This is a genomic window from Streptomyces sp. NPDC026394 (genome assembly GCF_055567735.1).
Genome location: NZ_JBVHPX010000003.1, coordinates 48,898 through 62,028, shown reverse-complemented (window position 1 = coordinate 62,028; position 13,131 = coordinate 48,898). Strand labels below are relative to the sequence as shown.

General features: G+C 72.5%; 12 protein-coding genes. 9 read left to right on the top strand and 3 right to left on the bottom strand.

Features of this window, described 5'->3' with window-relative positions; genetic code table 11:
* Positions 1-128 precede the first annotated feature (128 nt).
* The 4 genes from ACZ4QV_RS08630 to ACZ4QV_RS08615 all read left to right on the top strand — a co-directional run bounded on the left by ACZ4QV_RS08630 (position 129) and on the right by ACZ4QV_RS08615 (position 4,605).
* Positions 129-926, top strand: coding sequence for an LPXTG cell wall anchor domain-containing protein (locus ACZ4QV_RS08630; protein WP_361590866.1), 798 nt, complete (start codon positions 129-131; stop codon positions 924-926).
* A 75-nt stretch (positions 927-1,001) separates the two neighbouring features.
* Entirely contained in the window at positions 1,002-2,006 is a 1,005-nt protein-coding gene (locus ACZ4QV_RS08625; protein WP_467762719.1) for a COG1470 family protein, read from the top strand.
* A 32-nt stretch (positions 2,007-2,038) separates the two neighbouring features.
* Positions 2,039-3,160 (top strand): hypothetical protein, encoded by a 1,122-nt coding sequence (locus ACZ4QV_RS08620; RefSeq protein ID WP_467762807.1) that lies wholly within the window; start codon positions 2,039-2,041, stop codon positions 3,158-3,160.
* Entirely contained in the window at positions 3,160-4,605 is a 1,446-nt protein-coding gene (locus ACZ4QV_RS08615; protein ID WP_361616464.1) for a hypothetical protein, read from the top strand. The genes ACZ4QV_RS08620 and ACZ4QV_RS08615 overlap by 1 nt, the downstream gene beginning before the upstream one ends.
* 189 nt (positions 4,606-4,794) lie before the next feature.
* Here the strand turns inward: ACZ4QV_RS08615 and ACZ4QV_RS08610 are convergent, their stop codons facing one another.
* Positions 4,795-6,324: a peptide MFS transporter gene (locus ACZ4QV_RS08610; RefSeq protein WP_361150017.1), complete on the bottom strand. Its 1,530-nt coding sequence runs from the start codon at positions 6,322-6,324 to the stop codon at positions 4,795-4,797.
* A gap of 521 nt (positions 6,325-6,845) precedes the next feature.
* On the opposite strand from ACZ4QV_RS08610, the gene ACZ4QV_RS08605 reads away from it, so the two are divergent.
* Together ACZ4QV_RS08605 and ACZ4QV_RS08600 are read left to right on the top strand one after the other, a co-directional pair.
* Complete coding sequence (locus ACZ4QV_RS08605; protein WP_030021664.1) at positions 6,846-7,526, top strand: response regulator transcription factor; 681 nt, start codon at positions 6,846-6,848, stop codon at positions 7,524-7,526.
* Positions 7,527-7,584: 58 nt separating this feature from the next.
* Positions 7,585-8,832: an ATP-binding protein gene (locus ACZ4QV_RS08600; RefSeq protein ID WP_361150020.1), complete on the top strand. Its 1,248-nt coding sequence runs from the start codon at positions 7,585-7,587 to the stop codon at positions 8,830-8,832.
* A gap of 82 nt (positions 8,833-8,914) precedes the next feature.
* Here ACZ4QV_RS08600 and ACZ4QV_RS08595 read toward each other — a convergent pair whose 3' ends face one another.
* Both ACZ4QV_RS08595 and ACZ4QV_RS08590 read right to left on the bottom strand, forming a co-directional pair.
* Positions 8,915-9,445, bottom strand: coding sequence for a GtrA family protein (locus ACZ4QV_RS08595; protein ID WP_361150022.1), 531 nt, complete (start codon positions 9,443-9,445; stop codon positions 8,915-8,917).
* Positions 9,446-9,580: 135 nt separating this feature from the next.
* Positions 9,581-10,018, bottom strand: a complete 438-nt coding sequence (locus tag ACZ4QV_RS08590) for a protease inhibitor I42 family protein (RefSeq protein ID WP_361150024.1) — start codon at positions 10,016-10,018, stop codon at positions 9,581-9,583.
* A gap of 144 nt (positions 10,019-10,162) precedes the next feature.
* Between ACZ4QV_RS08590 and ACZ4QV_RS08585 the strand changes: the two genes are divergently transcribed.
* Genes ACZ4QV_RS08585 through ACZ4QV_RS08575 form a run of 3 tightly spaced genes read left to right on the top strand, consistent with a single transcriptional unit; the run spans position 10,163 to position 13,088 of the window.
* A complete protein-coding gene (locus ACZ4QV_RS08585) occupies positions 10,163-11,359 on the top strand; it encodes a 5-(carboxyamino)imidazole ribonucleotide synthase (RefSeq protein WP_361150027.1) in 1,197 nt (398 codons plus the stop codon).
* Complete coding sequence (gene purE, locus ACZ4QV_RS08580) at positions 11,356-11,895, top strand: 5-(carboxyamino)imidazole ribonucleotide mutase (RefSeq protein WP_361150030.1); 540 nt, start codon at positions 11,356-11,358, stop codon at positions 11,893-11,895. The genes ACZ4QV_RS08585 and purE overlap by 4 nt, the downstream gene beginning before the upstream one ends.
* Positions 11,892-13,088 carry a dipeptidase gene (locus tag ACZ4QV_RS08575; RefSeq protein WP_361616461.1) on the top strand — a complete coding sequence of 399 codons (1,197 nt, stop codon included), beginning with the start codon at positions 11,892-11,894 and terminating at the stop codon, positions 13,086-13,088. Before purE ends, ACZ4QV_RS08575 begins: the two co-directional genes overlap by 4 nt.
* Positions 13,089-13,131 lie beyond the last annotated feature (43 nt).

The following is a 13,131-nucleotide window of genomic DNA, read 5'->3' as shown; positions in this document are numbered from 1 at the left end:
CCGCGCCGTACGGATCCGGCCTGTTCTGTGACTTCCCTCGACAAGGTCCCCGGCGTACCTTGAGCCACCGACCTGATGTGCCGTCAGTAACATCGGGCGGCGCTCAACCGCGAGAAGGGGAACTCAAGGTGGCCCGCTTCTACGAACAGCACGCCGCGCGCCCCCGCCGCCGCGCGGCCGGCCTGGCCGCGGCCGTGGCGCTGACGGCGGGGTCCGCGGTCCTGCTCACCGCGCCGGCCGCGCAGGCCGACGTCGTGGACGTCAACTACCAGTGCAAGACGCCGATCGGGAACAAGGGCGCGGTCTCGCCCATCGACATCAGGAGCACGCGGAGCGGCAGCGCGTACAAGCTCGTGATGTCCTTCCAGAAGGGCGTCTCCTCCAGTCCCGTCGAACTGGGCGCGGGCGCCATGAAGCCGAGCGCGCTCATCGAGCTGGGCGGCGCGGAGAGCGGCACCGTACCCGTGTCCGGGCCGCCCAACGACAAGGCGATCCCCGCCAACACGCCCATCAAGATCAGTGACCTGAGCGGGACCTACACGCCCCAGAAGAACGGCAAGGTCACCTTCACCGCCGCCACGCTCACCATCAAGGCCCTCGGGACGACCACCACCTGTACGCCCGTCAACAACCCGAAGCCGTCGCTCACGCTGGACGTCAAGAGCGCGGGCGGAGCGGGGAGTTCCGGCGGAACGGGCGGTTCCGGCAGTACGGGCGGCAGCGACACCGCAGGGACCACCGGCGGGACCACGGGTGGTTCCGGAAGCGGCACCGGGGGATCGGCGGGCACCTCCGGCGGCGGCGAACTGCCGCAGACCGGCCCGGCCGACTCCGCCGTCGCCCTTGGCACGCTCGGCGGCACGGTGCTCCTCGCCGGCGCGGCAGGCGTCCTCTGGCTCACCCGGCGCAACCAGAAGCGCGCCTGAGGCCGGCACCTCGGCCCGAGAGCCCCACCCCGCACGCGTACGAGCACAGCACCTGCACCAGCCCAGGAGCCGCCGATGCCGTCCCGTACCCGCTCGGTGGTCCCGGGCGCAGCGCTCGCGACCGCCGTCGCGCTGCTGAGCCCGGCCGGTGCGTACGCCGCGCCCGCCCCCGGCCCGTCCGCCCCCGGTCCGTCCGCCTCCGGCCCGTCCGTCCCGGGCCCGGGCGGCGGGCGGTGGACCGCCGCCCCCGCCCCCGGAGGCGCGGCGCGGCCGAGCGCCCAGGACCGCCCGTACTTCTACCTGGAAGGCGCCCCGGGCGCGGTCCTGAAGGACCGGCTGGCGCTCACCAACCCCGGCGGCAGCGCGGTGACGCTCCGGCTGCGCGGCGGGCCGACCGGGTCCGGCGGCTGGATCTCCACGGCGGGCAAGGAGGTACGGGTGCCGCCGCGTACCCGGGCGGCCGTGCCCTTCACCGTGACCGTCCCCGCGGACGCGCCTCCGGGCGACCACCCGGCCGCGCTCGTCGCCGAAGGGGGCGGCCGGACGGCCACGGTCCCGGTGCACCTGCGGGTGACCGGGCCCGCGCTCGCCGCGCTGAGCGTCGAGGACGTGGCGGTGGAGCGCCGGGGAAGCGCCGCCGTCATCCGGTACGTACTGGTCAACCGCGGCAACACCACGCTCACGCCACGGCTCGCGGTCGACGCCGACGGGCTCTTCGGACCGGCCCTGCGCCGCGCGGCGCGCACCCTACCCGTCACGCTGCCGCCCGGCCGCCGGGCCCCGCTGACCGAGCCGTGGCCCGATCCGCCCGTGCTGGACTCGGTGGACGTACGGCTGACGGCCACGGCGGCAGGCGGTGCGCGCGGGACGGCTGAGACCTCCTGCACGGCCGTGCCGTGGGGAGCTGCCGCGCTGCCGCCGGCGGGTCTGCTGGCGGGCGCGGCTCTGTGGCGCGTACGGCGCCGGAGGCGGACGGCGAAGCTTCGGCAGGGCCCTCCGGCGGCGGAAGCGCCACAGGGGCCGTCGCAGGAGCCGTATGCGGCCTCTGGGACGGCCTCCCGGGCGGGGGCGGACGCATGAGTGGCCGGACGAGCGGCCGGATACGGGGGCGGATGCGCGGCCGGATGTGGGGCCGGATGAGCCCCTTCATCGTCCTTCTCTGCCTCGTCCTGCTGCCCGTACCGGCCGCGGCCTCAGCCGCCCCCCGGACCGCCCTCGCCCCCCGGACCGCCCCCGCCCCCCGCATCCAGCTCTCCGCCCAGGAAGCGGGCAAGGGCGGCACCCTCACCGTGACCGGCAGCGGCTGGCGCCCCGGGACGCTGCTCACCCTGCTGATCTGCGGACAGAACATGATCGGCGGCACCAACGCGTGCGCCAACGGCGACGGCCGGGCCGTGACCACCGGCCCGGACGGCTCCTTCCGCAAGGCCCTCCCGGTCGCCGAGCCGCCGAAGCCCTGCCCGTGCGTCGTGCACGCCGCCACCGTGACCGGCGCGCCCGCCACCGCCGACGCCCCGTTCACGGTCGCCGGGCACCCGGTCGCGCCGCTGCCGCGGGAGGACTGGGGCGGGCGGCTGAGTGTCCTGGCGCCGCCGCGGCTGGAAGGCTCCAGCGGCCTGCTGACCTGGTTCGGCGCACCGGCGCGGCGACGGCTGGTGGTCACCGTGGGCAACGTCGGCTCCACCCCGGCGCGGGACCCGGTCTTCGAGGTCGGCACCTCGCACGGCGTCTTCGCCCCGCAGTGGGAGGAGCGGCAGTGGCAGGGGACCGTGCCCGCCGGGCGGAAGCAGCGGATCGAACTGCCGGTGGAACTGCCCGCCGGGGCGCACGGTGACTACCTCGTGTCGCTGAAGTACGGCGGCAAGGTGCTCGCCGAGCAGCCGTGGGGCGTCGGGCGGCCCTGGGGCGTGACGCTGTTCTGGATTCTGCTGTGCGTCGTCGTGCCGGCCGCCGTCTTCCGTATCGGCATGGCCGTCGTCGACCGCGTCCGCCCGCGCCCCGGAGCCGCCCGTACGAAGAGCCGGCCGTGGGGGAGGGCCGTAGCGCGGACCCCCCGGCGTGCGGCGGCCGCCGGGCGCCATCGTGGCGCCCGTGCCCCCGCACCCCGCACGGCGGAGCCCGCCCCCGCGGACGGCGACGCCGCCGCCCCCTTGCCGTGGTTCACCCCGGACACCGCACCGTCCGCCACCACAGCACCACCCACCGACCCGCCGACATCGAAAGGTTCCACGTGATGTTCCACGTGCTGAGGCAACGCAGAAGAGCGAGCGCGGGCGGCTTCGCCCTGATGCTCGCCGGTGCGGGCGTTCTGGCGACCGCCGGACCGGCCGGGGCCGCTGAGACGGCGTACCGGACCGAGTGCGTACCGCCGCCGATCTCGGGGCTGCCCGCGATCCAGGGCACCACCAAGGTGGAGGTGACCGCACCGGCGACGGCGAAGGTCGGCGACGAGGTCGAGGTGGTGTGGCGGACGGTCGAGGCCGCGTCCAAGAACCCCGACGTCCTCGACCTGGACAAGGACACCGTGCAGCCCAGCGGAAAGATCAAGGTGGGCGGCGCGCAGAGCGGCGAGCTGAGCGTCCAGGGGCCGCGGCAGAACCCGCCGATTCCCAAGAACAGCCCGATGAAGCTCTCCGACATGAAGGGCACCCTGAAGCTGGAGAAGCCCGGCGAGGTCACCCTGGCGCCCGGCTTCTACAACATCAACGTCAACAAGCCGATCTCCACCGACACGAAGTGCACCCCGAAGGAGGACGTGCAGCCCGCCGCCACGATCAAGGTGACGGACGGCGGCAGCTCGGGCGGCACCACCGGGGGCGGTACGGGAGGCGGTGACACCGGCGGCAGCGGTACGGGCGGCACCGCCGGCGGTTCCACGGCGAGCGGCGGCACGAGCACGGGCAGTACCGGCGGCGGTGCCGCGGGCGGGTCGGACACCGGGGGCTCGACGGGCGGTACGGGCGGCTCCTCCGGCTCCTCCGGCGGCGGTGGCGACCCCGACGGCACCTCCTACGAGGGCAAGCAGGTCCAGGTCCCGTACGCCTGCAAGACGCCCATCGGCGACAAGAAGGCGACCTCCCCGGTGCAGATCAACGCCACCAAGAAGGGCGGCGCCTACGACCTGACCGTGAAGTTCGCGAAGTCGGTGATGGACAGCCCGGCGGACATCCCGGCCGGCGCGGTCAAGCCGTCCATGCAGGTACGGGTCGGCGGCGCCGACAAGGGCACGGTCACGGCCGAGGGCCCGGCGAACAAGGAACCGATCAAGTCCGGGCAGCCGATCGCCATTCCCGACCTGAAGGGCACCTACACGCCGGGCGCCACCGGGAAGACGACCCTGACGCCGGGTGTGCTGACCGTCAACGCCCTGGGGACGACCACGACCTGCACCCCGGAGAAGGACCCGGGTGTCTCCCTCGCCCTGGACACGACGGCCCAGCAGGGCGGCACCAGCGGCGGCGCGTCCGGCGGCTCGTCGTCCGGCGGCTCCGGCGGCGGTTCGGCGTCCGGCGGCTCGGTGGGCCCGGCGAGCGCGGGCGGCACCTCGGGCGGCCTGGCGGAGACCGGAGCGAGCGACCACGGAGGTCTGCGCGCCCTCGCCCTGGTCGCGGGCACGGTGATCCTGCTGGGCGGCGCGGTCTTCACCTTCGCACCCGGCCGGACACCGCGGCGCCGCTGAGCGCCGTACGACGGGGTCCCGTACGACCGGGCCCGTACCACTGGTCCCGTACGACGGAGCCCCGTACGCGACCGCCGGGCCCGGCACGGAACCGCCGGGTCCGGCACCCGCGCCCCGCACACCGCAGGAGGGGCCCGGTGCCCCATGGCACCGAGCCCCTCCGCGTATCGGGGACGCGCTACGTCAGCGTCAGTGGACGTCGCCCATGGACGCCTCGATCTTCTTGCGGGACATCCAGATCGCCACACCGGCCAGGACGGCCAGGGCCGCTTCGGACGCCACCACCCCCACACCGCTGAGGTCGGCACCGGCCAGGGAGATCAGGCTGACCACGCAGTCACCGGTGGTGACGGCGAGGAACCACACGCCCATCATCTGGCTGGCGTACTTCTGCGGGGCCATCTTGGTGGTCACCGACAGGCCGACCGGGGAGAGGCACAGCTCGCCCATGGTCTGGATCATGTAGACGGTGATCAGCCACATCGGGCTGACCTTGTCGCCGCCGGACGACATCTGCATCGGGACGATGAACACGAAGTACGAGGCGCCGACCAGCAGCATCGACATCGCGAACTTCACGACCGTGCTGGGCTCCTTCGAGCGCCGGGCCAGGGCCGTCCACGCCGCGGCGAAGAGCGGCGCGAGCGCCAGGACCCAGGCCGAGTTGACCGACTGGAACCAGGTCGACGGGAAGTGCAGGCCGAAGACGGTGTCCGTGGTGTTCTTGTCGGCGAAGACGTTCAGCGTCGAACCGGCCTGGTCGAAGATCATGAAGAAGATCGCGGCCGCGACGAAGAACCAGATGTAACCGCTGACCTTGGTCTGCTCGGTCTGCGTCAGTTCCTTGTCGCGCTTGATGCGCACCAGGACCGAGATCGGGATGATCATGCCGAGCAGGCTGATCGGGATCAGCGCCCAGTTCAGCGTGAAGGTCCCGGTGGCCACGACGATGCCGTAGAAGACGGCCGCGATGACGGTCCAGATCAGGCCCTTGCGCAGCCAGCCCATGCGCTCTTCACGGGTGAGCGGGGTCGGCACCTCGTTGCTGCGCGGGTTCAGGTTGCGGGTGCCGAACAGGAAGCCGACCAGACCCAGCGCCATACCGAGACCGGCGGTCGCGAAGCCCACGTGCCAGTTGATGCTCTGGCCGATGGTGCCGACCACCAGCGGGGCGGAGACGCCACCGAGGTTGATGCCGATGTAGAAGATCGTGAAGCCGGAGTCGCGGCGCGGGTCCTGCGGGCCGTCGTAGAGCTGGCCGACCATCGTGGAGATGTTGGCCTTGAGCAGACCCGAGCCCAGCGCCACCATGGCCAGACCGGCGAAGAACGTGCCCTGGCCGGGCAGGGCCAGCGTCAGGTGACCGACGATCACCACGCCCGCGCCGATGATCACGGTCTTGCGCGGGCCCCAGACCCGGTCGCCGAACCAGCCGCCGGGCATGGCGAGCAGGTAGACCATCGCCATGTAGACCGCGTAGATCGCCGAGGCGGTCGCGGCGGTCATGGCCAGGCCACCGCCCTGCTCGCCCACCTTGGCGTCGGCGCCGCCCGAGATGAGGTAGAGGACGAGGAGTGCCCTCATGCCGTAGAAGCTGAACCGCTCCCACATCTCGGTCATGAAGAGAGTGGCCAGTCCGCGGGGGTGGCCGAAGAAGGTTTTGCCGTCGCTGGCAGGGTTCCCCTGCGCGCCGGCGTCCTTCGTCAGGCTGGACGCCATGGTGCTTCCTAGGTGTGCTCGGGACGCGTGAGGAGACCGCAGCGCGCCCGGGTCGGCTGACCGGCACCGGCGTCACGTTGCCCGCCCCCACGTCCTCGGGGGCCGACGCCACTCTGGAAGAGGAATCGGCAGGACTCGCGACACCGGGATCCACGCCCCCGTGCTGTGTGCGCGGTGGACCCGGTCGACAGGTCATTCACTGTGTATCAAGACTGGTGGTTCCAGCCCCGCACACAACAGGGACCGATGACGGCTCTTGAGCGTCATGGGTCCCGAGGCTGTGCTACGGACGTTGGGACACCATACGTCCAGCAGCCGCACCGATGGGACCACTGAGACAACGGTCACATGATCAACCGGGAACCGTACGGAGGTCGGCGGCCGCGGAGCGCGCCCCGTCCCTTGATCACCCGCCGGCCGCGGGCACGTCGCCGGCGCGCCGTCCGCGGGACGTTCTCCGGCCGCCTGCGGGCGTACCGGGTCCCGCCCGTGGAGGGGAGACCGGGGACTACCATCGGCCCATGACCCGTGTACTGCTCGCCGAGGATGACGCGTCCATCTCGGAGCCGCTCGCCCGCGCCCTGCGCCGCGAGGGTTACGAAGTCGAGGTGCGCGAGGACGGCCCCACGGCGCTCGACGCCGGTCTGCAGGGCAGCATCGACCTGGTCGTCCTCGACCTGGGTCTGCCCGGCATGGACGGCCTGGAGGTGGCCCGCCGGCTGCGCAACGAAGGCCACTCCTTCCCCATCCTCGTGCTCACCGCCCGCGCCGACGAGGTCGACACCGTCGTCGGCCTGGACGCCGGTGCCGACGACTACGTCACCAAGCCCTTCCGGCTCGCCGAACTGCTCGCCCGCGTCCGCGCCCTGCTGCGCCGCGGTTCGTCCGTCGAGCCGCAGCAGCCGCCCGCGACGCACGGCGTGCGGATCGACGTCGAGTCGCACCGCGCCTGGATGGGGGACGACGAACTCCAGCTCACCGCCAAGGAGTTCGACCTGCTGCGGGTGCTGGTGCGGGACGCCGGCCGGGTCGTCACCCGTGACCAGTTGATGCGCGAGGTCTGGGACACCACGTGGTGGTCGTCCACGAAGACGCTGGACATGCACATCTCCTGGCTCCGCAAGAAGCTGGGCGACGACGCGGCCAACCCGCGCTACATCGCCACCGTGCGGGGTGTCGGCTTCCGCTTCGAAAAGAGCTGAGGCCCGCCGCCGGGCGGGAAGAAGCAGAAGAACCAACGCATCCCGCCCGGAGGACACCGTGCGCCGCCGTCTGATCAATTCCACCCTCGCCGTGGTGCTCGTGGTGATCGCCGTCTTCGGCGTCTCGCTCGTCATCGTCGAGACCCGCACCATCCAGTCGGGGGCACAGGACAGCGTCGCCGCCGAAGCCGTACGGCTCGTCGGCATCGTGGAGAGCCGGCTGGGCAGCGGCGAGAAACTGACGCCCGAGATCCTCTCGGAACAGATCACCGCCAAGCGGTACGCCGAGATCAAGGTGCCGGGCCGGGCCCGCATCGAGATCGGCTCCCGGCCGGCCGGCGACGTCATCGCCTCGACCCAGCACGGTGACCGCGGTGAGACCGTCACCGTCGAGGAACCGCGTTCCGCGGTGAGCGCCGAGATCGGCCGGACGCTGCTGGTCATCCTGGCCGTCGCGATCCTGGCGATCCTGGCCGCGGTGGTGCTCGCCGTCCAGCAGGCCCGCCGGCTGACCGCGCCGCTGACCGACCTCGCGGAGACCGCCGAGCGCCTCGGCTCCGGCGACCCGCGGCCGCGCCACCGCCGGTACGGGGTCCAGGAGCTGGACCGGGTCGCGGACGTGCTGGACGCCAGCGCCGAGCGCATCGCGCGGATGCTCACCGCCGAACGCCGGCTCGCCGCCGACGCCTCCCACCAGTTGCGGACGCCGCTGACCGCGCTGTCCATGCGGCTGGAGGAGATCACCCTCACCGACGACCCGGACACGGTGAAGGAGGAGGCCAGCATCGCGCTGGGTCAGGTCGAGCGGCTCACCGACGTCGTCCAGCGGCTGCTGACCAACTCCCGCGACCCGCGCTCCGGCTCCGCCGTCGCCTTCGACCTCGACGAGGTCGTCAAGCAGCAGGTCGAGGAGTGGCGCCCGGCCTACCGCAGCGCGGGCCGGGCCATCGTCCGCTCCGGGAAGAAGGGGCTGCGGGCGGTCGGTACCCCCGGGGCGGTGGCCCAGGTCCTCGCCACTCTGATCGAGAACTCGCTGATGCACGGGGACGGGACGGTGGCGCTGCGCACCCGGGTCACCGGCAACCAGGCGGTCGTCGAGGTCACGGACGCCGGCCGGGGCGTACCGCCGGACCTCGGCTCGCGGGTCTTCGAGCGGACGGTCAGCGGCCGGAATTCGACGGGACTGGGGCTGGCCGTGGCCCGGGACCTGGCGGAGGCGGACGGCGGGCGGCTGGAGCTCCTCCAGCAGTACCCGCCGGTGTTCGCGCTCTTCCTCGCCCGGGAGGCCGAGCCGTCGCCGGAGTGAGCCCGGGCGGGCCCGCGGGGCGCCGGCCGCCCCGGGCGTGTGGCCGTCGGTCGCGCGGCCGTCTTCAGCCGCGAGACCGGTCCTAGTCGCGCGCCCGCTCGGCGGCGGCCGCGCTCGCCGCCCGCTGCGGCTGCGCGCCCTCGGCCAGGAAGGACTCCGCGGTCTCCACGGCCTCGCGCGCGGGCAGCGCGCGGAACACCCAGGTGCGGTAGGACCAGAAGCGGAACAGCGTGGCCAGGCCGATGCCGAGGAACTTGAAGACGTTGCTCTGCAGCGAGGTGTCCCACCCGAACCCGTACGTCGCCACGTACAGGACGCCGTTCTCGATGACCAGGCCGACGACGCTGAACAGCAGGAAGAGCGTCAGCTCCTTGGTCCGCCCGTTCTTGTCGCGGTCCCGGTAGGTGAAGTAGCGGTAGCCGAGGTAGTTCGTGCCGGTGGCCACGACGGTCGCCACGACACTGGCCCGGACGACGGGCAGCTCGGTCAGGTGGCGTACCAGGTTGAAGACGACGAAGTTGACGAGGACCCCCGCACCCCCGACGGCGCCGAACTTCATGAGTTCGCGGGCCAGCGCGTCCAGTCGGGCCCGCAGTGCGCTCCGTTCACTCATCGTGATCGTTCAGCTCCTGTGGTGGGCGGTCGTGGGCGTTCCTGCACGGTCGCCCCCGTGCAACCGCACGCTCATGCTAACCAGGGGACCTGTGTGCTGCCTGCCACCCGTGACGGCAGGGGCGGACGGGATATGTCAGTCCACGGTCACGCGGAACCGCCGGGTCCGGCTGTTCTCGTCCTGCTCGTCGGCCTGCGGGGTGCCGCAGCGGAAGCAGTATCTGAGAGTCACCTCGGTACGTCCGGCGCCCCGCGCCATGAAATCGACGTAGCGCAGACCGCCCGATCCCGGGCGGACCGGCTCGTCGGCGTCGTAGTGCCCGCCGGTCCTCCGCAGTACGGCCGGATCCGGCTCCGGTGTGGCGAGGACCCACCGGAAGCCGGTGGCGGGGTTGTCCTTGAGGCGGATCGAGAAGTGGGTGCCGGAGGAGACCGTGATCTCCCGGTCGTCCTCGTCGAAGACGACGGGGCCGGTCAGCTGGGTGACCACCGCGTAGACCGCGGCGGCCAGTGCCGCCACCGCGACGACGATGCCCACGGTCCTGGTACGCCCGGGTGTCCGGCCCTCGCTCATGCGTTCCTTCCCCTCGGCGCGGGCGGCGAGCCTACCGCCCGCGCCGATCCCCGGGGGCCGGAACGGTGAGAGTGGCGTACTTGTGTTCGTACGTTCCTCCAAGGTGGCGACGGGGCTCCGTGGGCGGGCGGATACCCTGGGGGCGTGACGTTCCCGGTAGTCGGCATGGTCGGCGGCGGTCAGCTCGCCCGTATGACCCACGAGGCGGGCATCCCCCTCGGCATCAAGTTCAAGCTCCTCAGCGACACTCCGCAGGAGTCGGCGGCCCAGGTGGTCAGCGAGGTCGTCCTCGGCGACCACCGCGACCTGGAGACGCTGCGCGCCTTCGCCCGTGGCTGTGATGTGATCACTTTCGATCACGAGCATGTCCCCACCGAGCACTTGAGGGCTCTGGAGGCCGACGGCATCCCCGTCCGGCCCGGCCCCGACGCGCTCGTGCACGCCCAGGACAAGGGGGTGATGCGAGCGAAGCTCGACGCGATCGGGGCGCCCTGCCCCCGGCACCGCATCGTCGCCGACCCGGCGGACGTGGCGGTCTTCGCCGCAGAGATCAGCGGGGGCGGCGCGCAGCGCCTCGATGAGGGGCGGTGGCCGGGTGGCGGGCGGGACGGCGGCTTCCCGGTGGTCCTCAAGACGGTACGCGGCGGCTACGACGGCAAGGGTGTCTGGGTCGTACGATCCTCCAAGGAGGCCGCCGAGCCGTTCCGCGCCGGAGTGCCGGTTCTGGCCGAGGAGAAGGTCCCCTTCGTCCGGGAACTGGCCGCCAACGTGGTCCGCTCGCCGCACGGCCAGGCCGTCGCGTACCCGGTCGTCGAGTCCGTCCAGGTCGACGGCGTCTGCGACACGGTGATCGCGCCCGCCCCCGGCCTCTCCGACGCGCTGTCCGGCCAGGCCCAGGAGCTGGCGCTGCGCATCGCGCACGAACTCGGTGTGGTCGGCCACCTCGCGGTCGAGCTGTTCGAGACCGCCGACGGCCGCATCCTCGTCAACGAGCTGGCCATGCGCCCGCACAACTCAGGTCACTGGACCCAGGACGGCGCGATCACCTCGCAGTTCGCCAACCACCTGCGGGCCGTCCTCGACCTGCCGCTCGGCGACCCCCGCCCGCGCGCGAAGTGGACCGTGATGGCCAACGTCCTCGGCGGCGACTATCCGGACATGTATTCCGCGTACCTCCATTGCATGGCACGGGACCCGCAGTTGAAGATCCATATGTACGGAAAGGACGTGAAGCCCGGCCGCAAGGTCGGACACGTCAACACCTACGGCGACGACCTGGCCGACGTGCGAGAGCGCGCCGCGCATGCCGCCGGCTACCTGCGAGGGACCATCACCGAATGAGTGCGAGCACTTCCCCCACCGTCGGCATCGTCATGGGCTCCGACTCCGACTGGCCCGTCATGGAGGCCGCCGCCAAGGCCCTGGACGAGTTCGAGATCCCCTACGAGGTCGACGTCGTCTCCGCGCACCGGATGCCGCACGAGATGATCGCGTACGGCGAGGAGGCCGCCGGCCGCGGCCTGAAGGCGATCGTCGCGGGCGCCGGGGGAGCGGCCCACCTGCCCGGGATGCTCGCCTCGGTCACCCCGCTGCCGGTCATCGGCGTGCCCGTACCGCTGAAGTACCTGGACGGCATGGACTCGCTGCTGTCCATCGTGCAGATGCCGGCCGGCGTGCCCGTCGCCACCGTCTCGGTCGGCGGCGCCCGCAACGCCGGGCTGCTCGCCGCCCGGATGCTCGCCGCCCACGACCCCGACCTGCTGGCCCGGATGCGCGAGTTCCAGCAGCACCTGAACGAGCAGGCCACCGAGAAGGGCAAGAGGCTGCGCAACAAGGTCGCCGCCCCGGCCGGTTTCGGCTTCGGGAGCGGCAAGTGAGCGCGTCCCTGGAAGCGGCCCGCGCGCTGCTCGCCGAGCACCCCGTCGTCGACGGCCACAACGACCTGCCCTGGGCCCTGCGCGAGCAGGTCTGCTACGACCTGGACCAGCGCGACATCGCCGCCGACCAGACCGAGCACCTGCACACCGACATCCCCCGGCTGCGGGCCGGCGGCGTCGGCGCGCAGTTCTGGTCGGTGTACGTACAGTCCGACTACGCCGGCGACCGGGCGGTCAGCGCCACCCTCGAACAGATCGACGTGGTGCGGCAACTCGCCGCCCGCCACCCCGGCGACCTGCGCCTGGCGTACACCGCCGACGACATGGAAGCGGCCCGCGCCGACGGCCGCATCGCCTCCCTGATGGGCGCCGAGGGCGGCCACTCCATCGACAACTCGCTGGCCACCCTGCGCGCGCTGTACGAACTGGGCGTGCGCTACATGACGCTCACCCACAACGACAACATCGACTGGGCGGACTCGGCCACCGACGAGCCGCGCGCGCACGGCCTGACCGCCTTCGGCCGCGAGGTCGTCCGCGAGATGAACCGCCTCGGCATGCTCGTCGACCTCTCGCACGTCTCCGCCGACACCATGCGCCACGCGCTGGACACCAGCGCCGCGCCGGTCGTCTTCTCGCACTCCTCCGCCCGCGCGATCTGCGACCACCCGCGCAACATCCCGGACGACGTGCTGGAGCGGCTGCCCGCCAACGGCGGTGTCGCGATGGTCACCTTCGTACCGAAGTTCATCCTGCCCGAGGCCGTCGACTGGACGCTGCGGGCGGACGAGAACATGCGCGCGCACGGCTTCCACCACCTGGACACCACCGCCGAGGCCATGGCCGTGCACCGTGCCTTCGAGGCCGGCAACCCGCGCCCGCTCGCCACCGCCGCCACCGTCGCCGACCACCTCGACCACATGCGCGAGGTCGCCGGGGTCGACCACATCGGCATCGGCGGCGACTTCGACGGCACCGCCTTCACCCCCGCCGACCTCGCCGACGTGTCCGGCTACCCGAACCTGGTCGCCGAACTCCTGGACCGGAAGTGGTCCACGGCCGACCTGGCCAAGCTGACCTGGCAGAACGCCGTCCGCACGCTGCGTGGCGCGGAGGACGTCGCGCGCACGCTGCGCACCGAGCGGGGACCGTCCATCGCGACGATCGACCAGCTCGACGGCCTCGACGGCTGAGGACACGCAGGGGAAAGGGGCCGGACTTCCACGGAGTCCGGCC